At 69.0% G+C, this 22,132-nt stretch carries 25 protein-coding genes; 11 read left to right on the plus strand and 14 right to left on the minus strand.

The genetic code is table 11. From position 1 onward, the window contains the following. Nucleotide 1 precedes the first annotated feature (1 nt). The 5 genes from QM721_RS09815 to rpsB all read right to left on the minus strand — a co-directional run bounded on the left by QM721_RS09815 (nt 2) and on the right by rpsB (nt 4,056). Entirely contained in the window at nt 2-880 is an 879-nt protein-coding gene (locus tag QM721_RS09815) for a phosphatidate cytidylyltransferase (RefSeq protein ID WP_415121417.1), read from the minus strand. Next, nucleotides 880-1,434: a ribosome recycling factor gene (frr, locus tag QM721_RS09820; RefSeq protein WP_415122073.1), complete on the minus strand. Its 555-nt coding sequence runs from the start codon at nt 1,432-1,434 to the stop codon at nt 880-882. Before frr ends, QM721_RS09815 begins: the two co-directional genes overlap by 1 nt. Before the next feature lie 32 nt (nt 1,435-1,466). Next, nucleotides 1,467-2,177: a UMP kinase gene (pyrH, locus tag QM721_RS09825; RefSeq protein WP_415121419.1), complete on the minus strand. Its 711-nt coding sequence runs from the start codon at nt 2,175-2,177 to the stop codon at nt 1,467-1,469. Nucleotides 2,178-2,258: 81 nt separating this feature from the next. Beyond that, on the minus strand, nt 2,259-3,071 hold the full coding sequence (gene tsf, locus QM721_RS09830; protein WP_415121421.1) for a translation elongation factor Ts: 813 nt from the start codon (nt 3,069-3,071) through the stop codon (nt 2,259-2,261). A gap of 40 nt (nt 3,072-3,111) precedes the next feature. Next, complete coding sequence (gene rpsB / locus QM721_RS09835; RefSeq protein WP_415121423.1) at nt 3,112-4,056, minus strand: 30S ribosomal protein S2; 945 nt, start codon at nt 4,054-4,056, stop codon at nt 3,112-3,114. 360 nt (nt 4,057-4,416) lie between these two features. Here rpsB and QM721_RS09840 point away from each other — a divergent pair, with 360 nt between their 5' ends. Together QM721_RS09840 and QM721_RS09845 are read left to right on the plus strand one after the other, a co-directional pair. Next, entirely contained in the window at nt 4,417-4,614 is a 198-nt protein-coding gene (locus QM721_RS09840) for a hypothetical protein (RefSeq protein WP_415121425.1), read from the plus strand. A gap of 163 nt (nt 4,615-4,777) precedes the next feature. Beyond that, entirely contained in the window at nt 4,778-5,719 is a 942-nt protein-coding gene (locus tag QM721_RS09845; RefSeq protein WP_415121427.1) for a peptidoglycan DD-metalloendopeptidase family protein, read from the plus strand. A gap of 39 nt (nt 5,720-5,758) precedes the next feature. Here QM721_RS09845 and QM721_RS09850 read toward each other — a convergent pair whose 3' ends face one another. Beyond that, nucleotides 5,759-6,673 carry a tyrosine recombinase XerC gene (locus tag QM721_RS09850; RefSeq protein WP_415121429.1) on the minus strand — a complete coding sequence of 305 codons (915 nt, stop codon included), beginning with the start codon at nt 6,671-6,673 and terminating at the stop codon, nt 5,759-5,761. A 113-nt stretch (nt 6,674-6,786) separates the two neighbouring features. Here QM721_RS09850 and def point away from each other — a divergent pair, with 113 nt between their 5' ends. Then, the gene (gene def, locus QM721_RS09855) at nt 6,787-7,371 is read left to right on the plus strand and encodes a peptide deformylase (RefSeq protein WP_415121431.1); all 585 of its coding nucleotides are present in this window, start codon (nt 6,787-6,789) and stop codon (nt 7,369-7,371) included. Nucleotides 7,372-7,393: 22 nt separating this feature from the next. Then, on the plus strand, nt 7,394-7,876 hold the full coding sequence (locus QM721_RS09860; RefSeq protein ID WP_415121432.1) for a YbjN domain-containing protein: 483 nt from the start codon (nt 7,394-7,396) through the stop codon (nt 7,874-7,876). A 229-nt stretch (nt 7,877-8,105) separates the two neighbouring features. Here QM721_RS09860 and QM721_RS09865 read toward each other — a convergent pair whose 3' ends face one another. Then, nucleotides 8,106-9,524 carry a serine hydrolase domain-containing protein gene (locus tag QM721_RS09865; protein ID WP_415121434.1) on the minus strand — a complete coding sequence of 473 codons (1,419 nt, stop codon included), beginning with the start codon at nt 9,522-9,524 and terminating at the stop codon, nt 8,106-8,108. A gap of 115 nt (nt 9,525-9,639) precedes the next feature. Further along, entirely contained in the window at nt 9,640-10,437 is a 798-nt protein-coding gene (locus QM721_RS09870; RefSeq protein WP_415121436.1) for a TrmH family RNA methyltransferase, read from the minus strand. A gap of 56 nt (nt 10,438-10,493) precedes the next feature. On the opposite strand from QM721_RS09870, the gene QM721_RS09875 reads away from it, so the two are divergent. Then, nucleotides 10,494-11,471 carry a bile acid:sodium symporter family protein gene (locus tag QM721_RS09875; RefSeq protein WP_415121438.1) on the plus strand — a complete coding sequence of 326 codons (978 nt, stop codon included), beginning with the start codon at nt 10,494-10,496 and terminating at the stop codon, nt 11,469-11,471. A 129-nt stretch (nt 11,472-11,600) separates the two neighbouring features. Here the strand turns inward: QM721_RS09875 and QM721_RS09880 are convergent, their stop codons facing one another. From QM721_RS09880 to fabG, 5 genes are read right to left on the minus strand one after another with little or no spacing between them, the layout of a single operon-like run. Beyond that, the gene (locus QM721_RS09880) at nt 11,601-12,779 is read right to left on the minus strand and encodes an SPFH domain-containing protein (RefSeq protein WP_415121440.1); all 1,179 of its coding nucleotides are present in this window, start codon (nt 12,777-12,779) and stop codon (nt 11,601-11,603) included. A gap of 5 nt (nt 12,780-12,784) precedes the next feature. After that, complete coding sequence (locus tag QM721_RS09885) at nt 12,785-13,237, minus strand: NfeD family protein (RefSeq protein WP_415121442.1); 453 nt, start codon at nt 13,235-13,237, stop codon at nt 12,785-12,787. Between the two features lie 7 nt (nt 13,238-13,244). Continuing rightward, entirely contained in the window at nt 13,245-14,030 is a 786-nt protein-coding gene (locus QM721_RS09890) for an ABC transporter ATP-binding protein (RefSeq protein WP_415121444.1), read from the minus strand. A 17-nt stretch (nt 14,031-14,047) separates the two neighbouring features. Beyond that, nucleotides 14,048-14,818, minus strand: coding sequence for an enoyl-ACP reductase FabI (fabI, locus tag QM721_RS09895; RefSeq protein WP_415121446.1), 771 nt, complete (start codon nt 14,816-14,818; stop codon nt 14,048-14,050). 14 nt (nt 14,819-14,832) lie between these two features. Further along, nucleotides 14,833-15,555 carry a 3-oxoacyl-ACP reductase FabG gene (fabG, locus tag QM721_RS09900; protein ID WP_415122075.1) on the minus strand — a complete coding sequence of 241 codons (723 nt, stop codon included), beginning with the start codon at nt 15,553-15,555 and terminating at the stop codon, nt 14,833-14,835. Between the two features lie 76 nt (nt 15,556-15,631). On the opposite strand from fabG, the gene QM721_RS09905 reads away from it, so the two are divergent. The 6 genes from QM721_RS09905 (at nt 15,632) to QM721_RS09930 (ending at nt 20,376) form a co-directional block, all read left to right on the plus strand. Then, complete coding sequence (locus QM721_RS09905; protein WP_415121448.1) at nt 15,632-15,955, plus strand: DUF3099 domain-containing protein; 324 nt, start codon at nt 15,632-15,634, stop codon at nt 15,953-15,955. Nucleotides 15,956-15,976: 21 nt separating this feature from the next. Then, on the plus strand, nt 15,977-16,738 hold the full coding sequence (locus QM721_RS09910) for an SURF1 family protein (protein WP_415121450.1): 762 nt from the start codon (nt 15,977-15,979) through the stop codon (nt 16,736-16,738). Nucleotides 16,739-17,138: 400 nt separating this feature from the next. Beyond that, nucleotides 17,139-17,897, plus strand: coding sequence for an SDR family oxidoreductase (locus tag QM721_RS09915; protein WP_415121452.1), 759 nt, complete (start codon nt 17,139-17,141; stop codon nt 17,895-17,897). Between the two features lie 19 nt (nt 17,898-17,916). Then, nucleotides 17,917-18,732 (plus strand): putative RNA methyltransferase, encoded by an 816-nt coding sequence (locus QM721_RS09920; RefSeq protein WP_415121454.1) that lies wholly within the window; start codon nt 17,917-17,919, stop codon nt 18,730-18,732. Nucleotides 18,733-18,930: 198 nt separating this feature from the next. Then, nucleotides 18,931-19,104: a hypothetical protein gene (locus tag QM721_RS09925; protein ID WP_415121456.1), complete on the plus strand. Its 174-nt coding sequence runs from the start codon at nt 18,931-18,933 to the stop codon at nt 19,102-19,104. Between the two features lie 69 nt (nt 19,105-19,173). After that, nucleotides 19,174-20,376, plus strand: coding sequence for a M20 metallopeptidase family protein (locus QM721_RS09930; protein WP_415121458.1), 1,203 nt, complete (start codon nt 19,174-19,176; stop codon nt 20,374-20,376). A 146-nt stretch (nt 20,377-20,522) separates the two neighbouring features. Here QM721_RS09930 and QM721_RS09935 read toward each other — a convergent pair whose 3' ends face one another. Next, entirely contained in the window at nt 20,523-22,124 is a 1,602-nt protein-coding gene (locus QM721_RS09935; protein ID WP_415121460.1) for an ABC-F family ATP-binding cassette domain-containing protein, read from the minus strand. Between the last annotated feature and the right edge of the window lie 8 nt (nt 22,125-22,132).

Consider the following 22,132-nt stretch of genomic DNA (forward strand, 5'->3'; position numbering starts at 1 on the left):
CTCAGTTCGGAATCAGCAGGAACATGATCAGCCACGCCACCGGGGCGGCCACCAGAATCGAGTCCAACCGGTCCATGATGCCGCCGTGACCAGGCAAGAACGACGACATGTCCTTGATACCCACGTCACGTTTCACCAGTGACTCGATCAGGTCGCCACAGGTGCCGGCTGCCACGATGCACAGGGCCAGCAGCAGCCCGACCCACCAGCTCGACCCCAGCCACCACACGGTCAGCGGCACGGCAACGGCGCTGGCCAGGCCCACCGAGCCGGCCAAGCCCTCCCAGGTCTTCTTCGGGCTGATCTGCGGCGCCATCGGGTGCTTGCCGAGCCGGGCGCCGACGGCGTAGCCGCCGGTGTCGGTGCCCATTACGATCAACAGGATGACCGCCATCTTCGCCGCGCCGTTCGGCGCGGCCAGGATCAACCCGCCGAACGAGCCCAACAGCGGTATGTAGCAGATGGTAAACATGCTGGCGGCCGCGTCCTTCACGTAGCCGGCCGAGCCGCCCGGCATGCGCCAGATCAAGGCCGCCAGCACCGTGGCACCCAGAAACCCGAGCAGCACCGAGTGCCACGGCAGGGAGCCTTCCGGCACGGTGGCGGCGGCATACGAACCGCAGAGCACGGCGATGGTTCCCGCGCCGATCGGCCACACCGCCGAGTTCATGCCGATGCGCTTGAGCGCATCGTGCACTTCGACCGTGCCCAGGGTGAGCATGGCGGTGATCACCAGCACGAAACCCCAGTGCCAGAACACCAAGGCGAGCACCACGATGGCGGCGAGCGTCACCCCGACCACGATGGCGGCAGGCAGATCCCGGCCGGCGCGTGATTTTCTGGCGGCCGGCTCGACGGGCATCTGCTGCTCGGCTGCCATCAGACCTCCAGCAGCTCGGCTTCCTTGGCCTTCAGCAGCTCGTCAATGCTGTCGACGTACTTCTTGGTGGCGACGTCGAGGGTCTTCTCGGCGCCGTGCGCCTCGTCTTCGCCGATCTCTTTGTCTTTCACCAGCTTGTGCACCGCATCGTTGGCGTGACGACGGATGTTACGCACCGACACCCGGCCCTCCTCTGCCTTGCCCTTGGCGAGTTTGACGTAGTCACGACGCCGTTCCTCGCTCAGTTGCGGCATCACCACACGAATCACGTTGCCGTCGTTGGCGGGGTTGACGCCCAGGTCGGAGTCGCGGATCGCCTTCTCGATGCCGGCCATCGACGAACGGTCGAACGGGCTGATCAGCACGGTGCGGGCCTCGGGCACCTGAAAGGTGGCCAGTTGCTGTAGCGGCGTGGGCGCACCGTAGTAGTCGACCAGCAGCCGATTGAACATGGCCGGGTGGGCGCGTCCGGTACGAATCGCCGCGAACTCTTCACGGGCGTGCTCGACCGCGCCCTTCATCTTGCTCTCGGCATCCGAGATGATGTCGGGAATCATCTGGAGCTCCTTTCGGTGGTTGGGCTCGGTCAGCGGTGAACGGTGGTACCGATCTTCTCACCCTGCACCACGCGCAGAATGTTGCCCTCGACCCCCAGGTCGAAGAAGATCATCGGCAGCTTGTTGTCACGCGCCAGGCTGATAGCGGTGGCGTCGGCCACCTTGAGATTGCGGGCCAGGTAGTCGTCGTAGGTCAGTTCGTCGAAGCGCTGGGCGTTCGGGTTGTGCTTGGGGTCTGAGTCGTACACCCCGTCGGTGCCCTGCTTGCCCATCAGCAGCACGTCCGCGCCGATCTCGAGCGCTCGCTGCGCCGCGACGGTGTCGGTGGAGAAGTACGGCATGCCCGAACCGGCGCCGAAGATCACCACTCGGCCCTTCTCGAGGTGCCGCTCCGCGCGCCGGGGAATATAGGGCTCGGCGACCTGACCCATGGCGATGGCGCTCTGCACCCGGGTCTGCACCCCGGCCTTCTCGGTGAAGTCCTGCAGCGCCAGGCAATTCATCACCGTGCCCAGCATGCCCATGTAGTCGGCACGGTCGCGGTCCATACCGCGCTCCGACAACTCGGCGCCGCGAAAGAAGTTGCCGCCACCGATCACCACGGCCACCTGAATGCCTTCGTCGACCACCGCCTTGATCTGGCGGGCCAGGCTGGCCACCACGTCGGGGTCGACGCCGATGCCGCGGACGCCGCCGAACATCTCGCCGGACAGCTTGAGCATGATGCGGTGATAGGTCATGGGTCTCCTCGGGGCTGATAGCGCCGTGCGCCACGAGTCGATGCTCGTGGCGCACGTCACTCTAGTTGCTATTGCGCGTGGTCAGGCTCCGGCCGAGAAACGCACGAAGCGCTTCACGGTGACGCCGTTCTCCTTCAGAAGCTGGCCGACGGTCTTCTTGTCGTCCGACACCGAGGCCTGCTCGAGCAGCACCACGTCCTTGAAGAAGCCGCCCAGCCGGCCCTCGACGATGCGGGGAATGATCTTGTCGGGCTTGCCCTCTTCCTTCGCGGTCAACTCGGCGATGTGCCGCTCGTGGTCGAGCACCTCGGCCGGGACCTCCTCGCGGGTGACGTACTGCGGCGACATGGCGGCGATCTGCATGGCGATGCCGCGCACGAAGTCTTCGTCGCCGCCGTCGTACTCGACCATCACGCCCACCTGCGGCGGCAGGTCCGAGCTGCGCTTGTGCAGGTAGATGCTGACCTCGCCGTCATAGCTGGCGGCGTTGGCCACCTCGAGCTTCTCGCCGATCTTGGCGGCCAGCTCGGCCACGGTGTCGCCGACGGTCTTGCCCGACGCGAGCACCACTGCGTTGGCGGCGGCCACGTCGTTGGCCCCTGCGCTCTCGACCGCCTGGGCAATCTCGTCGGCCAGGGCCACGAACTCGGCGTTCTTGGCCACGAAGTCGGTTTCGGCGCCCAACTGGATCACGCTCTTGCCGGCGGCGGCGACCAGGCCGTTGCTGGCCTCGCGGTCGGACCGCTTGGCCATCTTGGCCTGGCCGGTCACCCGCAGGATTTCGACGGCGGCCTCGAAGTCACCCTCGGCCTCGGTGAGAGCCTTCTTGGCGTCCATCATGCCCGCGCCGGTGGCGTCGCGGAGCTTCTTCACATCAGCGGCAGTGATTGCCATCTTCTTCAGCTCTTTCGGTTCTGTTCGGTGGTGAATCGCGTCACTGGGCGTCGGACGCGGCGGGGGCCTCGGCTTCGACGGCAGGGGCGACGGTCTCGGCCACGGCGACCTCGGCGGCGTCGGCCACCTCGGCGGGGGCCTCCTCGACGGGGGCCTCCTCGACGACGGGAGCCTCGGCAAGCACGGTCTCGGCCACGGGAGCCTCGACGGCGGGAGCCTCCTCGGTGGCACCGAGCAACTCACGCTCCCAGTCGGCCATCGGCTCGGCCTCTTCGCCGGTGCTGCCGGCGGCGCGGCTACGGGCCAGCAGCCCGTCGGCGACGGCGTCGGCGACCACCCGGGTGAGCAGGGCGACCGAACGGATCGCGTCGTCGTTGCCCGGAATGGCGTAGTCGACCTCGTCGGGGTCGCAGTTGGTGTCGAGAATGCCGACGATCGGGATCCGCAGCTTGCGAGCCTCGTCGATCGCCAGGTGCTCCTTCTTGGTGTCGACCACCCAGACGGCCTGCGGCAGCTTGCCCATGTCGCGGATGCCCGACAGGGTCTTGGCCAGCTTGTCCTTCTTGCGGCGCTGCTGCAGCAGCTCCTTCTTGGTCAGGCCCGAGGCAGCGACGTCGTCGAAGTTGAGCCCTTCGAGCTCCTTCATCTTGCCGATCCGCTTGCTGATGGTGGCGAAGTTGGTCAGCATGCCGCCCAGCCAGCGCTGGTTCACATACGGCATGCCCACCCGGGTGGCCTGCTCGGCGATGGCCTCCTGGGCCTGCTTCTTGGTGCCGACGAACAGAATCTGCCCGCCCCGGGCGACGGTGTCGCGCACGAACGCGTACGCCTGGTCGATGTAGGTCAGCGACTGCTGCAGGTCAATGATGTAGATGCCGTTGCGCTCGGCGAAGATGAATTTCTTCATCTTCGGGTTCCAGCGACGGGTCTGGTGCCCGAAGTGGACACCGCTCTCGAGCAGTTGACGCGTGGTCACGACGGCCATGGTCGTTTCCTTTCTGCGCGGGTCGCGCACCGGCGCGTACACCCGCATTGGGTTGTTCGGGCCGAAACCTTCGGGCCCGCCTGATGCGTCCGTTGCGGCCCAACCCCTTGCGGGGACCTCGGGAGCAACCCGTCGAGCGCGACGGTTCGAGGAGCATGCGAAGTCGACCCAGGTCTGCCGGGTCGCTGGTGCGATTGTACGTCGGGTCGGTCTGGGTTGTCGAAATGACGCCAGCCGGCCGGAAAAACCGTAGTGAAGGGCTCCGGTTGCGGTTGCGGTTGCGGTTGCGGTTGCGGTTGCGGTTGCGGTTGCGCCCGATGATCGAACGGCGGCCACCAACGAATCGACGACTCGCTGCGCGTGCTACCCGAAGCGGACGTTGCCCAGCAGCGGGAGTTCGGTGGCGAGCTTGTCGGCGTCCGGGTCGGGATCGACCCCGCGCGCACCACCGCGGCCCGGTGGTCGCACGTGACCGCATCGGCGAGCACCGGCGCCGGGTCGAACCAGCTGTCAGCCAGCCGGTTGCGGGCGATCGCCTGGTCGTGCAGCAGTACCTGATCCGATCGAGCAATTCCCAGGTGCTGCGCGCCATGCCGACTTCCGGCGAACGACCTCCCGCCGGGCAGGCTGCTGCGGCAGCGATCCCACGCCACCGCACCCCGAGTCGCACGACTTTGAACACTTTCGTCCCTGCGGTCGGTAACTGATGGGTGGAGGGGTGATGAGCATGGTCCGCGAGTTGGCACGAGCGCTGGGGGCACTGGTGCTCGCGGGCGTGCTGCTGGTGATGACCGCGGCACCGGGCCGGGCCTTCGGGTCTGCGCGCCCGGTGCCCGGCCCGGTGGTGCGAGGCTTCGATCCCCCCACCGAAGACTGGCTGCCGGGCCACCGGGGCGTCGACCTGGCCGCCACCGCCGGCAGCCCGGTACGGGCGGCGGCCGCGGGCCGGGTCAGCGTGGCACAGACGATCGCCGGACGCGGGGTGGTGACCATCGTGCACGGCGACCTGCGCACCACCTACGAACCGGTACGGGCCAGCGTGCGGGTCGGTCAACAGGTGCGGGCCGGCGACGTGATCGGCACCGTGCAGGCGGGCCATTGCGCCGGCGGCTGCCTGCACTTCGGGCTGAAACGCGGCGATCAGTACCTTGACCCGCTGGGCGACGAGTTCGGCTCGTCCGGGCCCGTGCGGCTGCTTCCGGCCAGCGCGGTGGCACTGGCCCGCAGGTTGGCCGCGCAACGGGCTGCCGCTTTGGCGTCCGGCGACCACGGGTCTGGGTCGGGGGTACTGCTCAACCCGGTCGGCGGACGCATCAGCTCACCCTTCGGCCGCCGCTTCCACCCGATCTTCCACGAGTGGCGCCTGCACGAGGGGGTCGACCTGCACGCCTCCTGCGGCACCCCGATCAGGGCCGCCGCCGATGGGGTGGTTCGGTCGGTGAGCTATGACTCCTCGGGCGGTCACCGGCTGGTCATCGCCCACGGCGGTGGGCTCACCACGCACTACCTGCACGCCCAGGGCTACAACGTTCGGCGCGGGCAGCACGTGCGGCGCGGGCAGGTGGTGGGCCGTGTCGGATCAACCGGATGGTCCACCGGCTGCCATCTGCATTTGACGGTGAAGGTGAACGGACGCCTGGTCAACCCGTCCCGCTACCTGTGAACTCGCGGATGCCTGATCGCCGGTTGCCTCCGCCATGGGTCAGGCTCGGGGGTGCGCCTGGGTGTACGCGGCCCGTAGCCGTTCGTTCGACACATGGGTGTAGATCTGCGTGGTGGCCAGGCTCGAGTGACCCAGCAGCTCCTGCACGCTGCGCAGGTCGGCCCCGCCCTCCAGCAGGTGGGTGGCCATCGCATGGCGCAATCCGTGCGGCCCCAGGTCGGGAGCATCCGGCACCCGGGCGAGCGTCCGATGAACCAGGCGACGCACCACCCGCTGGTCGATGCGGGCGCCACGATCGCCCACGAACAGCGCGCCCCCCGCCGCGGGCGCAGCCAGCAGGTGCCGCTGGGCGAGCCACGCCTCCAGCGCACGCACCGCCGGCCCACCCAGCGGAACAGTGCGTTCCTTGTCACCCTTACCGCGCACCCGCAGCACCTGCCGGTCGCGATCCAGCGAATCGACATCGAGCCCGCACAACTCCCCGACCCTCATGCCGCTGGCGTACAACGCCTCGACGATCGCGACATCGCGGTGCGCGGCGGCCCGGCCCACACCCTCCTCCTGGCTGAGCGCCCAGGCTGACAACGCCTCGAGAGCCCGTCGGGCCTGGTCGACCTCAAGCGTGGCGGGCAGGGTTCGGTCAGCCTGGGGCGAGCGCAACCCAGCCGCCGGGTCGTGCGGCACGTGCCCCGCGGCGTGCGCCCAGGCGTAGAAGACCCGCACCGCGGCCGCCCGTCGCTGCATGGTCGCCCGCTCGGCCCCGGCCGCGTGCATGCCGGCCAGCCATCGGCGCAAGGTGCGCACGTCGACCTGCTGCAGTCCGCCGCTGCCGGTGCGCTCCAGGTAGTCCGCCAGGTGGTTCAGGTCGCCCAGGTAGGCACGCGTGGTGTGCGGCGACGCGTTACGCGCCACCCGTAGGTGATGCTCCCACTGCGTGACCAGCTCCGGCTGCATGCCGGTGAGCCTATGTCGCTGTCGCACGGGGAAGCGTCCCGACAAGCACGACCAGCCAAATCCTCCTGCGTGGCTCCTGCGGCTAGGCTGGTCGGCCGTAGAGAAAGGTGGCCATGGCTGACGACCTGAGCACCGGCGGGACTGTTCTGCCGATCACACGCTGGGGCACCCCGGTGATGCACGCGGCGACGCGTCCGGTGACCGAATTCGACGACGCCCTGCGCACCTTGGTGCGCGACATGTTCGCAACCATGCACGCGGCACACGGGGTCGGCCTGGCCGCCACGCAGGTGGGCGTCGATCTCGCGGTATTCGTGTTCGAATGCCCCGACGCCGACGAACTGGTGCAGCGGGGAGTGGTCTGCAACCCACGGGTGACGGTGCCCGAAACCCGCGATCGCGCTCTCGACTCGGCCGAGGAAGGGTGCCTGTCGTACCCCGGCGCCTACCAGGTGTTGGCCCGGCCCGACCATGCGGTGTGCACGGGCCAGGACGCGCAGGGCAACCCGGTGCGGGTCGAGGGCACCGGGTTGCTGGCTCGCTGCCTGCAGCACGAGACGGACCACCTCGGCGGCATCGTTTTCGGCGACCGGCTCTCGACCCGTTCGCGCCGGCTGCTGTCACGCCAGCACGAAGAGTTGGCCCACCTGTACCCCGACGACTGGCCGGTGACCCCTCGCCGAACCTCTGCGGGTTGACGTCGACGAAAGGAAAACCACGATGACCATGTTCAACTGGGGCACCTCCGAACCGTCCGGCCCGATTCCGTTCGACAAGGAACGCTGGGACGGCGTGCTGCGCAGCCTGGAGGTCAACTTCGCCATCGACGACGACGGAGACCGGTTCGGCGATTGGGAATCGATGCGCATCTGGTTCTTGGTGGCGGGTGAGCACAACGACCTGATGGCGATTCGCTCCATGTGGGACGTCCGCCCGCCGATCCAGAGCTACGACTTCTTGGTCGAAGCCATCAACACCTGGAATCGCGACCACTTCTGGCCCAAGGCCATCGTCACCCGGGGTGAGCAGTACCTGGGCATCTTCGGTGACCTGGTGATCGACATCGAGACGGGCGTCACCGACGACTTTCTGCGCCAGCAGGTGCGCTGCATGATCGGAATGTCGGCGGAACTGTACAACTACCTGGCCGAGGCCTTCCCCGAGTCGAAGAATTGGTTCAACGCCGGCAATCCGCCCGCATGAACGTTCACCGCGCTCCACTACCCAAACCCCGGGAGCGCTGATTCTCGCTGGTCGAGCCTGTCGAAACCTCAAACAGACCGCCCCCACAAAGGGTTCCGACACGCTCAACCGACGCTGATCGATCCTGTCGAAACCTCGTTCATCACGCTGCGGCAAAGGGTTTCGACGTCAACCAGCGGTAGGCGCCTTGATCAGAACTCGTCGGGTCTCGACTTTCCGAACCACCTCATCAGAACGGGAAAGAGACGGCCTGCAGGGGGTCTGGTCCGGTCAGGGGCTCCATCACCCAGTTCAGCCGCACACTGCCGTCGGCCACCGTCACGGTCATGGTGTGGGGCGTCTCGACCAGCCGCAGCTCGGCGGTGAACGCCTCCCCCTGCCAACCACCCGAGGCCGCAACCGCCAGCGGTTGGCCCGCCGGAGTCGGCCAGGTCGATTCGAGCCACGTGCCGTCGCCGACCACCGTGACCAGGTCGCCGTCGCTGCGGTGCAGCACCAGCCGATGGTGGCCGGCCGTCGTGGTCTGCACGGTGACCGACTGATAGACCGGCGGCAACTGCGACTGCTCATGCCGCGTGGCGGTCAGCACACGGTGCGGCGCCGCACCACCCGACCGGGCAGGGTGTCGCAGAGCGCCCAATCGGTAGTCGAGTTGTTCGTCGGCGTCAGGGTCGGTGGCACCGACCATCGCGGGCAGCAGGTGTGCCCACAGGTGATCCAAGGTGACCTGCATGTCGACGACCTCGGACGTGATGGCAACAGCCACGTCGTACTCGGGCAGCACGATCGCGTACTGGCCGTAAGCGCCGTCGCCGCGGTAACCGTGGCTGGCACCCCAGAACGACATGCCGTAGCCATGGTTCCAATCGCCGAGCATGCCGGACGCCCGCAGCGAGGCCGGAGTGGGTCGGGGCGCGGCGGCGGCGAAACTGGACGGCACGAGCTGCTCCCCCTGCCAACGGCCCCCGTCGAGCCAGGTCTGGGCCAGGGCGAGAATCGTCGGGGTGGTGACGTGCATACCGCTGAACCCGAGATCGCGGCCCTGCGGTGTGCGCTGGGCGCGCGCCGAGTCACCGGTCAGCGGGTCGATCACCAGCCGTCGGACCTGGTCGGTCAGTGACCGTCCGGTAGCCGCAGCGACCGCCTGCGCGACCAGATAGGTGGCCACCTGGTTGTAGGCCCACACCTCACCCGGCTCGCCGTCCGGCACCCGGGTGGTCAGAATCGCACCCAAAATCGGGTCGCCCTCGCCAGCATCCGGCGGCACGCTATCGCCGCGCCAGTCCCAGGCCTCGGCGCTGTGCCCGGCTGTCATCGAGATGCAATGCCTCACCGTCACCCGGCGCCACACCTCATCGACCGTGTCGAGGTCGACCAGGTACGACAGCACCGGGGCGTCCAACTCGATGGCTCCCTGCTCGGCCAGCACCCCCAGCGCGGTGGCCGTGAAGCTCTTGCTGAGCGAGTACCCCAGATGCACCCGATCGCGCGCATACGGCGCCCACCAACCCTCAGCGATCACCGCACCATGCCGGGCGATCATCAGCGAGTGGGTGCCGTGACCCGGCGGCTCCAGGGCGTCCAGCAGCCTGAGCAGGCCACGGGCGTCCACCCCCTGCTCGGACGGGCTACTGCGAGGCATCATCATGCGCGCCACGCTACTAAGGAAGCGCTGACTTTCGCTGATCGAAGCTTGTCGAGCCCTCGGTCACCACACTGCGACAAGGGGTTTCGACAAGCTCAACCAGCGGTGGCCGTATCAATCAGCGCAGCACGTAGCCGGCGATCGCGCTGGCCGCGGCCACGTTGAGCGAGTCGATGCCGGCCCGCATCGGAATCGTCGCCACCACGTCGGCCTGTTCGATCCAGCGCCGCGACAGGCCGGCACCTTCGGTGCCCAGCAGCACCGCGACCCGTACCTGTTCACCCAGCGATGCCGCCACGGCGTCCAGTTCGACGGCGTCGTCGGCCAGGGCGAGCGCCACCACCGTGAACCCGGACGCCCGCAGGGTCGGAACCGCTGTGGCCCAATCGTCCAGCCGTGCCCAGGGCAGCGAGAAGACCGCGCCCATCGAGGTCTTGATCGCCCGCCGGTACAGCGGGTCGGCGCAGCGGGGCGCCAGCAGCACGCCGTCCCAGCCCAGCCCGGCGGCGTTGCGCAGAATGGCACCGACGTTGGTGTGGTCGACGATGTCTTCGCACACCATCAACCGGCGAAAGCCGAGCAGGCCGGTCGCCGTGTGGCGGGTTTCGCGATGCAGCGACGCCAAGGCCCCGCGATGCACGTGAAACCCACTGACCGCCTCGGCGGTCGCCTCGCTCACTCGGTACACCGGGGCCTCGTGCAGGAGATCGCGCAACGAGTCGAGCCAGCGCGGAGCCAGCATGAACGATCGCGGCCGGTACCCCGACTCGATCGCCCGGCGAATCACCTTCTCGCCCTCGGCGATGAACAGCCCGCGCTCAGTCTCCAGATGTTTGCGCAGCGACGAGTCGCGCAGCGCCACGTAGTCGGCCAGCCGCGGGTCGGTCGGGTCTACGACGTCGATCACCTGGGTCACGGTCACAGTCTGGCGCACGTATGGCCGGGCGAGCGGCCACCACTAGGGTGGGCGCCATGGGCTGGCTGAAGCGACTGGACCGATTTCTGCTGGCCATCGTCTCTGCCGCCGTGATCGCCAGCCTGCTGCCCGCCCAGGGCGCGATGGTCACCGTGCTGGACTGGGCCACCAAGGTCGCCGTTGCGGTGCTGTTCTTCGTGTACGGCGTGCGGCTCAAGCCCGACCAGGCGCTCGCCGGGTTGAAGCACTGGCGGCTACACCTGACCATCTTGGCGTTCACCTATGTGCTGTTCCCGCTGCTCGGCTGGGCACTGCAGGTGGTGTCGCCGTGGCTGCTCAGCTCATCACTGTACGGCGGTGTGCTCTACCTGACCCTGCTGCCCTCGACGGTACAGAGCTCGATCAACTTCACCTCGATTGCCAAGGGCAATGTGGCCGGGGCGATCGTCAGCGCGTCGGCGTCGAACATGATCGGCGTGTTCGTCACGCCGGTGTTGTGCTGGGCGCTGATGACCACCTCGGGGGGCATTGCGATCGACCCCTCGTCCATTCTCGACATCATCGGCCAGTTGCTGGTGCCGTTCGTGCTCGGCCAACTGTCCCGGCGCTGGACGGCCGACTGGGTGGCCGCTCGCCCCCGGCTCAAGCTGTTCGACCAGGGCGTGGTGGTGCTCGTGGTCTACTCGGCATTCTCGGCCGGCATGCGCGAGAACATGTGGCAGCAGGTCAGCATCACCGACCTGCTCGGCCTGCTGGTGGTCTGCCTGGTGCTGCTGGCAGTGATGCTCTGGTTCAGTTGGTGGCTGGCCAAACGGCTGGGCTTCAACCGCGAGGACGTGATCGCCATTCAGTTCTGCGGCACCAAGAAATCGCTGGCCACCGGCCTACCGATGGCGAACGTGCTGTTCGCCGGCTCGCCGATCGGTCTGCTGGTGCTGCCGCTGATGGTGTTTCACCAGGCGCAACTGATGGCCTGCGGGTCGCTGGCCGCCCGATACGCCAAGCAGGTGCCGGACGACTCCCAGCCCGGCTGAGCGCCCACCGGCCAACCCCGTCGCCCACCGGCGAACCCCGTCGCCCTGCGGCTGCCGGCGCAGCACGGGTGGGCCGGGGAAGCGCTGATCAACGCGACCCTGCTGCGAATGCCTGGTCCTCGGCGTCGGCTACTGCTCGGCGTCGGTTACCGGCTGCTCCTGCTGCTGGCCAAGCGCAGCGACATCTGTCTGCTCGGACGCCGGGGCGCCCAGTTCGGCCGGGGCGTTGATGCTGGCCCGCCGTGCGGCGCGGCCCTGCTCCAACTGCTGCGCCTCGGCGATCGCCTGCTGCACCGCCCGTCCGGCCTCGCCCTCTGCCTCGATCTTCTGCTGCTCGATCTCGGCGAACACGTCCACCGGCTCGGGCGCCTGAAACTCGCCCGCGGACGGGGTCACGTACCCCGCGCCCGACAGCAGGTCGCCGGCCGCCTTGCCCAGGCCCTTGAGGGCGTCGTTCAGCTCCGACGGCACGATCCACACCTTGTTCGAGTCGCCGCGGGCCAGGTTGGGCAGCATCTGCAGGTACTGGTAGGCCAGCAATGACTGGTCGGGTTTGCCGGCGTGAATCGCCCCGAAGACCGTGGTGATGGCCTGCGCCTCACCCTCGGCGCGCAGCATCTGCGCCTGCCGGTCGGCCTGCGCTCGCAACACCGCCGACTCGCGGTCGCCCTGCGCCCGCAGAATGGACGACTCGCGGTCGCCCGAGGCCGACAGAATCTGGGACTGCCGCTGGCCCTCGGCCAGCAGAATCTGGGCCCGCTTGTCGCGCTCAGCCCGGGCACCCTTCTCCATCGCGTCGCGAATCGTGGCCGGCGGCTCGATCGACCGCAACTCGACCCGGTTCACCTTGATGCCCCACTTGCCGGTGGCGTCGTCGAGCACCGCCCGCAGCTTCTGGTTGATCTCTTCGCGGCTGGTCAGCGTCTGCTCCAGGTCGAGCCCGCCGATGATGTTGCGCAGCGTGGTCATGGTGAGCTGCTCGATGGCCTGAATGTAGTTCTGTGCCTCGTACGCGGCCCGCACCGGGTCGACCACCTGAAAGTAGATCACCGAGTCGATGCTCACCATCAGGTTGTCTTCGGTGATCACGCCCTGCGGCGGGAACGGCACCACCGCCTCGCGCATGTCCATCGTGTAGCGCACGCTGTCGATCAGCGGCACCAGCAGGTGCGGGCCCGGGTCGAGGGTGCGGCGGAATTTGCCCAGCCGCTCGACGATGCCAACCTGCTGCTGTCGGACCACCTTGAGCGACTGGGTCAGCAGCGCCACGGCCATGATGATGACGACGATCGGGACGATGTACTCCATACCGCTCACGGCTCCTTGGGGTAGACAACGACGGTGGTTCCGTCGACTTCGAAGATTTCGACCGCGGTGCCCGCGTCGATCGGCTCGTCGTTGAAGCTGCGGGCGCGCCAGACCTCGCCGGCCACCTTCACCTCGCCGGACCCGCCGTCGATGGCGGTCAGCGCCTGGCCGGTGCTGCCGACCAGGCGCTGCAGCGCCGAGCGATAGCCGGGCGCGTTGCGCACCTTGGCCAACAGCGTCGGACGCAGCAGCAACAGCAGCGCGAAGGCCACCACCACCGCGAGCGCGACGTGCACCAGCACCAGTCCGGGGAACAGCGCCGCCGCGCCCGCGCCGGCCAGTGCGCCGGCGGCGAGCATCAGCAGGGTGAAGTCGAGGGTGAGCGACTCACAGACGGCCAGCAGCGTGGCCGCAATCAGCCAGACTGCCCACCAGTTCGCACTCAGCCACTCCCCCATGCATCCATCATGCCTTGCCGCGGGCGCTCCACCGGCTGTTCGTGCGGGTCACCTCCAGCGGCAGGTCGAAAGTCTCGCTCAGCTTGTCGGCGGTGAGCACCTCATCGATGGGGCCGGCGGCGAGCACCCGGCCCTGCTTGAGCAGCAGAGCGTGGGTGATGCCGGCCGGAATCTCTTCGACGTGGTGCGTGACCAGTACCGTGGCGGGGGCGTCCGGGTCGGTGCAGAGTTCGCTCAGCGTGCCCACCAGCGCCTCGCGTCCGGCCAGGTCGAGCCCGGCCGCGGGCTCGTCGAGCAGCAACAGTTCGGGGTCGGTCATCAGCGCCCGGGCGATCTGCACCCGCTTGCGCTCGCCTTCGCTCAGCGTGCCGAACGTGCGGTAGGCCAGGTGCCCCACCCGCAGTTGGTTCATCAACTCGACGGCGCGTTCGAGATCGGCCAGCTCGTAGTTCTCGCGCCAGCGGCCCATCACCGCGTACGCCGCCGACACCACCACATCGGCCACCCTCTCGCTGCGCGGAATGCGGTCGGCCAGTGCCGCCGACGCCACCCCGATGCGAGGCCGCAGCTCGAACACGTCCACCGCACCGAGCACCTCACCGAGCACCTCGGCGAGGCCGGACGACGGGTGCAACTGGGCCGCGAGAACCTGCAGCAGGGTGGTCTTACCGGCCCCGTTGGGCCCGATGATCACCCAGCGGTCGGCCTCGTCGACGCGCCAGTCAACCCGGTCGACCAAAGTGGCCTCGCCACGGACGATCGAGACCCCAGCCAGCTCAGCAACAACCGCCATGGCGCCAACCTATCCGTTCAGGCTCCCGTGGAATGCAGGCCGCCGTCGACGTGCACCATCTCGCCCGTTGTCGATGGGAACCAGTCCGAGAGCAACGCGACGACCCCCTTGGCGGTGGGGTCGAGATTCCTCTCGTCCCAGCCCAACGGTGCCCGCTGACCCCAGATGTCGTTGAAGTCGGTGGCACCCGGGATGGCCTTCTTGGCAATGGTCTCGAGCGGGCCGGCGGCGACGATATTGCTGCGAATGCCGTCGGGGCCGAGGTAGCGGGCCAGGTATCGCGAGGAGCTCTCCAGCGCCGACTTGGCCACCCCCATCCAGTCGTAGTGCGGCCATGACTGCCGGGCGTCAAAGGTGAGCCCCACGATCGAGCCACCGCGCCCCATCAGCGGCCGGCAGGCCATCGCCAGTGACACCAGCGAGTACGCCGAGACGTGGATCGCGGTCTTTACGTCCTCGGCCGGGGTGGTCAGGAATTTTCCGCCGAGCGCCGTCTCGGGGTTGGCGAAGGCGATCGAGTGCACCACGCCGTCCAAGTGGTCGACGTGTTCACGGACGGCGTCCGCCAGCCCGGCGAGGTGCTCGTCATTGGTGACGTCGAGTTCGATCACCGGCGGTTCGGGGTCGAGACGCTTGACGATGCGCCGGGTGAGGCTGAGTGCCCGGCCGAAGTTCGACACCAACACCGTGGCGCCCTCCTGCTGGGCGATCTCGGCCACCCGGTAGGCGATTGAGGTGTTCATGGTCACGCCTGCGACCAGAATGTTCTTGCCCTCGAGAATCCCCATCTGTTTTACCTTCCTCAGTGACCCATGCCGAGGCCGCCGTCAACCGGAATCACGGCCCCGGAGATGTAGCCCGCCTGCTCGCTGGCCAGAAAGGCCACGGTGGCGGCCACTTCGTCGACAACGCCCAGACGTCCGGCGGGAATGGACGCCCGGTACCCGGCCACCACCTCGTCGGGCAGCACCGCGGTCATCTCGGTTTCGATGAAGCCCGGCGCCACCACGTTGGCGGTGATGTTGCGGCCCCCGATCTCACGGGTCAACGACCGGGCCATGCCGACCAGAGCCGCCTTCGACGCCGAGTAATTTACCTGGCCGGGTGAACCGTACAGGCCCACCACCGAGCCGGTGAAGATGATCCGCCCCCAGCGGCGGCGCAGCATCGAACGGCTGGCCCGCTTGGCGCAGCGAAAAGCGCCCTTGAGATTGGTGTTCATCACCAGATCCCATTCGGCGTCGTTCATTCGCAAAATCAGGGTGTCTTTGGTGACCCCCGAATTGGCGACCAGGATCTCGGTGGGGCCGTGCGCGGCCTCGGCGGCCTTGAACGCGGCCTCGACCTGGTCACCGTCGGTCACGTCACAGGCGATGCCCAACACGCCCTCGGGAGCGTCGCCGCCGCGTGAGAAACTGGCCACCCGGTGGCCCTGCGCCAGGAGAGCCTGCACGATCGCGGCACCGATCCCCTTGTTGCCGCCGGTGACGACGGCGCTACGGCCGCTCACGGCTTCGGTTTCGATCACGCAGCAGACCCTAGCGGAGGAGGCCGAGTGGCGGCGCCACGACATACAGTGTCTGTGTGACCGGGGTGTACGCGTGACGGGCTCACGGGGGCAGGCCGCCCGCCGTCCGGTGCTGATCACGAGCGCGCACCGGGCCCGGTCGCTTGATGCCGAGCAGCGCAACAAGCGCTATCTGGCCACGATGGCCGTGCGCGTGGTGTGCTTCCTGGGCGGCGTTGTCGCCCCGACACCGTGGAACTGGGTGCTGTTCGTCGGCGCCGCGGTGATTCCCCCGATGGCGGTGATGCTGGCCAACGCGGTCGACCTGCGCCGGCCGCCCGACAGTGACGACGAGCCGGCCTCGGATCGTCCGGCGATCGAGCAGGGCCCCGTGATTCACGGCTCGGTGGAGGACTGAGCGGTGCCAGTGCTGGGCACGATGGGCCAACCCCGCCCCGGACGGCTGTGGGTGCGCTGGGTCACCGTCGGCGTGATCGTCGCCTGCCTGGCCGTGGCCTTCGTCAATCTCGGCCGCTGGCAGCTCGACCGGCTGCAGCAGCGGCGCGACAACAACGGCGTGGTGGTGGCCCACGAGAACGCGCCGGTGCTCGACTGGACGACAGTGTTCACCCACGTGCTCACCGACGCCGACCAGTGGCAGCGGGTCACCGTCACCGGCACCTTCGATGTGGATCACTCGTTCGTGGTGCGGTATCGGTCCAATGCCGACGCCACCGGCTGGGAGATCGTGACGCCGCTGCGCACCGCGGCCGGCAATGTGCTGGTGAGCAGGGGTTTCGCGGCCCGTCCGAGCAACCAGGACTTTCCGCGGACGGCGCCGACGGCACCGGCCGGCGAGGTGACCGTAGTCGGCTACGTGCGGCGCAACGAGCAGGGCGGCACCGACGCGATCACCCCGGTGGACGGTTCGATGCGGCTGATCAACTCCGACGCAGTGGCGTCGGTGGTGGGCTACCCGCTGGTCAACGGCTACATAGGCGCGGTCACCATCACGCCGGTCCCGACGGACGCCCTGGTACCGGTGGACCCGCCCGAACTCACCGAGGGTAACCACTTCAGCTACGCCCTGCAGTGGTTCGCGTTCGCCGGCATCGCGGCGGTCGGGCTGGTGGTGCTGATTCGCTCCGACCTGCGCGACCGGCGCCGGGCCCAGGCCGAGACAGGCGCGCCGGCCTCGTGAAATGACGACGGATCGGGCCGTCTGCTTGCTCGGGGAGCGTTCGGCATGCCCACATCGGTCGTCATTTCGCGACCCGGGGCGTCCGAGGGGGTCGACCTTGATCACAGGCACGGGGTCAGCAAAGTCTTTTCCGAACGGGTCGCAACAGGCCGCGAGAGCTGGTGGTGGCTGGCCCAGGGCCGGCTCACACCAGCCCGCGCCCGCTGAACCGGCCGGAAGCGTCCCGTGAGGAACGCTGATCAATCGTTGATCGAGCGTGACGAGACCTCAGATGTACCGCGGCGGCCAGGGGCGCCATGATCGAAGTCTCGACAAGCTCGACCAGCGAAAAGTCGGCCTTTCCCTGAACCAAGCGGAACCGTCCCCTGAACCAGGCGGAACCGTCCCCTACGCTGGCGGCATGGACCTGGGACTGACCGATCGAGTGTTCGTGGTCACCGCGGCCAGCGGCGGGCTCGGACGTGCCGCCGCCCGGCAACTGGTTGCCGAGGGCGCTCGGGTGGCGCTGGTCGCCCGGCGGGCCGACGTGCTCGCCGAGACCGTCGCCGAACTGGGGTCCGCCCAGGCCGTTGGGCTGGCTGCCGACCTCGGCGACGCCGGCACCGCTGCTGCGGCGACCGACCTGGCCCTGCGCACCTTCGGACGCCTCGACGGCGCCCTGATCAGCGTCGGCGGGCCGCCGCCGGGCGGCGTGCTGCACAACTCCGACGAGCAATGGCTGGCCGCCTTCGACTCGGTGTTCCTGGCCGCGCTGCGCACGATTCGCTCGGTGCTCGCCTCGGCCACCGGCCCAGCGGCCCTCGGGGTGGTGCTGTCCACCTCGGTGAAGGTGCCGATCGCCGGCCTGGCCATCTCGAACGGGTTGCGGCCGGGCCTGGCCATGCTGCTCAAGCAACTCGCCGACGAGGTCGGACCCGACGGCCACCGGGTGTTCGGCCTGATGCCGGGCACGGTGCTCACCGAACGGATCAGCTTCCTGCATGGCCGAAGCGGCGATCCCACAGCCGCCCGGCAGGCCGCCGAGGCGTCAATCCCGCTGCGCCGCCTGGGCGAACCGGACGAGTTCGGCCGGGTCGCGGCCTTCCTGCTGTCGCCGGCCGCGTCCTACGTCACCGGCTCGGTGATCGCAGTCGACGGCGGCGCACTGCGGGCACTGTGAGCCCCCACTCGGCCGTCCGATGAGCCTGCACGCCGCGCACGACCTGCTGCGCTGCCCGCACTGCGCCGCCGACCTGACCGCCGACGGCCCGCGCTGGCGCTGCCCCGCCGGCCACTCCTTCGACGTGGCCAAGCAGGGCTACCTGAACCTGGCGAACGGCCCCGAGCCGGCCAACGCCGACACCCCCGCGATGCTTGAGGCCCGGGCGCGGGTGCAGGCGTCCGGGCTTTTCGACGTCGTCTCCGAGGCCCTCGACCAGCAGGTTCCGCTGACCGGGGCGACCACGCTGCTCGAGGCCGGGGCCGGCACCGGCCACTACCTGGCCGGCCTGGTCGAGGGACGACCGGGTGCCCGTGGCCTCGCCCTCGACGTGTCACGGGCGGCAGCCAGACGAGCGTCCCGCGCGCACCACCGGGTGGCGTCGGTGGTCGCGGACGTGTGGCGGGGCCTGCCGGTGCGCACCGCCTCGCTCGACGTGGTGCTGTGCGTCTTCGCGCCCCGCAATCTCGCGGAATTCGCCCGGGTGCTCCGGCCGGACGGCACGCTGCTGATCGCCACCCCCACCGCCGGCCACCTGGCCGAGCTGCGCGAGCGGTACGGGCTGCTCGGCATTGATGACGACAAGCACGACCGGCTGCTGGCGGCGGCCTCCGAATATTTCGCTCACGAACACACCGCGGTCGCCAAGAGCCTGACGAGCCAGGTCGCCGCGGCGGTCGTCGACGACCTGATCGGCATGGGCCCCAACGCCTTTCACAACCCACCCCGGGCAGCGGGCGCCGAGACCGTCCGGCTGGCGGTGCGGGTCTCGCGATTCACCCCGCTCGCCGCCTGACGCGAGCAACACTGTTTGTCACTGGTCGAAGCTGCCGAGACCTCGGACCGCAGGGTGGCGTTGATCAACACAGCCAGGAACGCCGCGGCGTCGAAGCCACGACGCCGGACCAAGCAGTCGTAGCGGACGAGCGCGCTGGCTGGGGGCGCTGCGTCGGCGCGCTGGCCGCAACCAGCGCCACCACGCCGATGGTGGCCTTTGACCCGTGGGCAGACCGGACCACCCGTCCGGCCACGGGCGCCCGCCGGGACGACGCTCGACGAGGTCTTGGCCGTGCTCCCGGGCTGGGCCCTGATCGCCGACGAGCTGATGCCGGACGCCCACCGTCCGGTGCCGCAGCCCGCGCACTACTACCGGCTGGGGAGAGGCTGAGCATGTCGGCCGGTCCCATCCATGGCCGTCGCGCGACACCGTAACAAGGAGGCCGTAAACTCCGGCACCGTGACGTCCGCCTGGCCCACCCCTGCAGCAGCAGCCCTGATCGAGCAGTTCATCAGCGGAATCGACGCCGCGCTCCCCCAGGCCCAGGCCCTGCGCCGAGCGATCCACTCCGACCCCTGCGTCGGCGGTTTCGAGCAGCCCACCGCCGACCTGCTGCGGGCCGCGCTGGGGCGTGGGACCACACCGGTCGCTGACACGGGCTTCTTCACCAGGCTGGGCCCGGCGGGCCCGTGCGTGGCGGTACGCAGCGAACTGGACGCCCTGCCGATCAGGGAGAAGACCGGCGTCGACTGGGCCTCCGGCAACGGAGCGATGCACGCCTGCGGGCACGACGTGCACATGGCCGCGGTGTGGGCGTTGCTCAAAGCGGCCGAGACCATCGAGCTACCAATCGGGCTGCTCGGCATCTACCAGCCTCGGGAGGAATGCCAGCCGTCCGGGGCGCCGGACGTGCTGCGCACCGGCCTGCTCACCGACCAGGACGTCCGCTGCGTGATCGGCGCCCACGTGCAGCCTCGGGTGCCGGCGGGCTTGATCAGCAGCGGCATCGGCGGGGTGAACGCGGCCGCGGATGCCTTCGACATCGTGGTGCGCGGGCACGGCGGGCATGGTGCCTACCCGCACGTGACCATCGACCCGGTGCCGATTCTGGCGTCCATCGCCTCAGGGCTGTACGAACTAGTCGGTCGGCTGATCGACCCGACCCACGCCGCCCTGATCAGCATCGGACGCCTGGAGGCCGGCGCCACCCACAACATCATTCCCGACTCGGCGATGCTGCAGGGCATCATTCGCACCATGCACGAGGGCGACCGGAAGGTGCTGCACGCCGAGGTTCGCCGGTTCGCCGAACACACTGCCGCCGCCCGCGGCGCTGTCGCTGAAGTGTCGCTGCTGCGTGGCGACCCGGTGCTGGCCAACGACCACGACCTGGTGGTTGCCCTCGACCCGCTGCTGCACGCGGCCGGCCTGCCGGTGGCCGAGGAACCGTTCCGATCGCTGGGCGCCGACGACTTCAGCCACTTCGGCCAGCACGTGCCGATCGCGATGATGTTCGTCGGCACCGGCGAAGAGGCCGACACCCGCCACGACGTCGGCCTGCACCATTCCCGATACCTGCCCGGTGAGCACACCATTCGCACCGTGGCGGTCGCCCTGGCATCGGGCTATCTGGCCGGCGCCCACCTGGCCGGCGCGATGTAGATCACCACCTCGCTGCCCGGCATCGGCCGACGTTGCGCAGGTTGTGGCTCATTGCGCATGCTGCACCCTGCGCAATGAGCCCTTGCCTACGCAACGTCGCGCAGAGGTCGTCGGCGGCAGGGGCGCTGGCGGCAGGGGCGCTGGTGTCAGGCCAGTGAGATCAGGTCGGCGTAGTCGGGGGTCCAGAGGTCTTCGTCGCCGTCGGGGAGGAGGACCACGCGGTCGGGCTCGAGGGCCTCGACGGCGCCCTCGTCGTGGGTGACCAGGACGATCGCGCCGGTGAAGGAGTGAATCGCGGCCAGCACCTCGGCGCGCGAGGCCGGGTCGAGGTTGTTGGTCGGCTCGTCGAGCAGCAGCACATTGGCCGCCGAGACCACCAGCATGGCCAGCGCCAGCCGAGTCTTCTCACCACCCGACAGCACCCGGGCCGGCTTGTCGACGTCGTCGCCGGTGAACAGAAACGACCCGAGAATCTTGCGGGCGTCGGTGGGCGACATGTCGTCGGGGGCCGCGGTCATCATGTTCTCGAGCACGCTGCGCGACACGTCCAGGGTTTCGTGCTCCTGGGCGTAGTAGCCCAGCCGCAGCCCGTGCCCCGGCTGCACCTGCCCGGTGTCCGAGGTCTCGATGCCGCCCAGAATGCGCAGCAGCGTCGTCTTGCCGGCGCCGTTCAGGCCCAGCACCACCACCCGGGAGCCCTTGTCGATGGCCAGGTCGACGTCGGTGAACACCTCCAGCGAACCGTAGCTCTTCGACAATTCGGACGCCCGCAGCGGCACCTTGCCGCAGGGCGCCGGAGTGGGGAACCGGATCTTCGCCACCCGGTCGGCGACCCGCTCGCCCTCGACCGAGGCCAGCAGCCGCTCGGCCCGTTTGGCCATGTTCTGCGCGGCCGTCGCCTTCGTGGCCTTGGCGCGCATCTTGTCAGCCTGGGCGAGCAGTTGTTCGGCCTTGCGTTCGGCGTTGACCCTTTCGCGCTTGCGCCGCTTCTCGTCGGTCTCGCGCTGCAGCAGGTACCGCTTCCAGTCCATCGCGTACTGGTCCATCTCGGCCCGGTTGGCGTCCAAGTGAAACACCTTGGTGACGATCGCCTCAAGCAGCCCGACGTCGTGCGAAATCAGGATCACCCCGCCCGGGTAGGCCTTCAGGAAGTCCCGCAGCCACACGATCGAGTCGGCGTCCAGGTGGTTGGTCGGCTCGTCGAGCAGCAGGTTGTCGGCGCCAGAGAAGAGAATCCGGGCCAGTTCGACCCGGCGACGCTGGCCGCCCGACAGGGTGCGCAGCGGCTGGCCGAGCACTCGGTCGGGCAGGCCCAGGTTGGCCGCGATCCGGGCGGCCTCCGCCTCGGCCGCGTACCCCCCGGCTGCGGCCAGTTCGGCTTCGGCGCGGGAGTACGCGGCCATCGCCGTGTCTTGCGCGTCACCGGTCTCAGTGGCCATCTCGACCGAGTAGCGGGTCAACCGCCGCAGAATCGCGTCGAGGCCCCGGGCCGACAGAATGCGGTCTTTGGCCAGGGTGTCGAGATCCCCGGTGCGCGGGTCTTGCGGCAGGTAACCGATCTGGCCCTGCCGGGTGATTTGGCCGGCGGCCGGCAGCGCCTCGCCGGCCAGGATCTTGGTCAGCGTGGTCTTGCCTGCCCCGTTGCGTCCGACCAGACCGACCTTGTCGCCGGGCCCGACCTGAAACGACGCCGGCGACAACAGCAGCCTGGCTCCCGCCCGAACCTCGACTTCTCTCGCCACCAGCACGAGGGACC

The sequence above is a fragment of the Micropruina sp. genome (assembly GCF_047602085.1).
In the GTDB taxonomy this organism is placed as follows: domain Bacteria; phylum Actinomycetota; class Actinomycetes; order Propionibacteriales; family Propionibacteriaceae; genus Micropruina.

Coding starts and splice junctions, on each gene's coding strand:
- QM721_RS09875 (WP_415121438.1), top strand. CDS start 10,494: ATGGGCTGGCTGAAGCGACTGGACCGATTTCTGCTGGCCATCGTCTCT.
- QM721_RS09860 (WP_415121432.1), top strand. CDS start 7,394: ATGACCATGTTCAACTGGGGCACCTCCGAACCGTCCGGCCCGATTCCG.
- QM721_RS09880 (WP_415121440.1), bottom strand. CDS start 12,779: ATGGAGTACATCGTCCCGATCGTCGTCATCATCATGGCCGTGGCGCTG.
- rpsB (WP_415121423.1), bottom strand. CDS start 4,056: ATGGCCGTCGTGACCACGCGTCAACTGCTCGAGAGCGGTGTCCACTTC.
- QM721_RS09815 (WP_415121417.1), bottom strand. CDS start 880: ATGGCAGCCGAGCAGCAGATGCCCGTCGAGCCGGCCGCCAGAAAATCA.
- tsf (WP_415121421.1), bottom strand. CDS start 3,071: ATGGCAATCACTGCCGCTGATGTGAAGAAGCTCCGCGACGCCACCGGC.
- QM721_RS09845 (WP_415121427.1), top strand. CDS start 4,778: ATGAGCATGGTCCGCGAGTTGGCACGAGCGCTGGGGGCACTGGTGCTC.
- def (WP_415121431.1), top strand. CDS start 6,787: ATGGCTGACGACCTGAGCACCGGCGGGACTGTTCTGCCGATCACACGC.
- QM721_RS09850 (WP_415121429.1), bottom strand. CDS start 6,673: ATGCAGCCGGAGCTGGTCACGCAGTGGGAGCATCACCTACGGGTGGCG.
- QM721_RS09920 (WP_415121454.1), top strand. CDS start 17,917: ATGAGCCTGCACGCCGCGCACGACCTGCTGCGCTGCCCGCACTGCGCC.
- QM721_RS09910 (WP_415121450.1), top strand. CDS start 15,977: ATGGGCCAACCCCGCCCCGGACGGCTGTGGGTGCGCTGGGTCACCGTC.
- fabI (WP_415121446.1), bottom strand. CDS start 14,818: ATGGGGATTCTCGAGGGCAAGAACATTCTGGTCGCAGGCGTGACCATG.
- QM721_RS09885 (WP_415121442.1), bottom strand. CDS start 13,237: ATGGGGGAGTGGCTGAGTGCGAACTGGTGGGCAGTCTGGCTGATTGCG.
- pyrH (WP_415121419.1), bottom strand. CDS start 2,177: ATGACCTATCACCGCATCATGCTCAAGCTGTCCGGCGAGATGTTCGGC.
- QM721_RS09915 (WP_415121452.1), top strand. CDS start 17,139: ATGGACCTGGGACTGACCGATCGAGTGTTCGTGGTCACCGCGGCCAGC.
- QM721_RS09890 (WP_415121444.1), bottom strand. CDS start 14,030: ATGGCGGTTGTTGCTGAGCTGGCTGGGGTCTCGATCGTCCGTGGCGAG.
- QM721_RS09865 (WP_415121434.1), bottom strand. CDS start 9,524: ATGATGATGCCTCGCAGTAGCCCGTCCGAGCAGGGGGTGGACGCCCGT.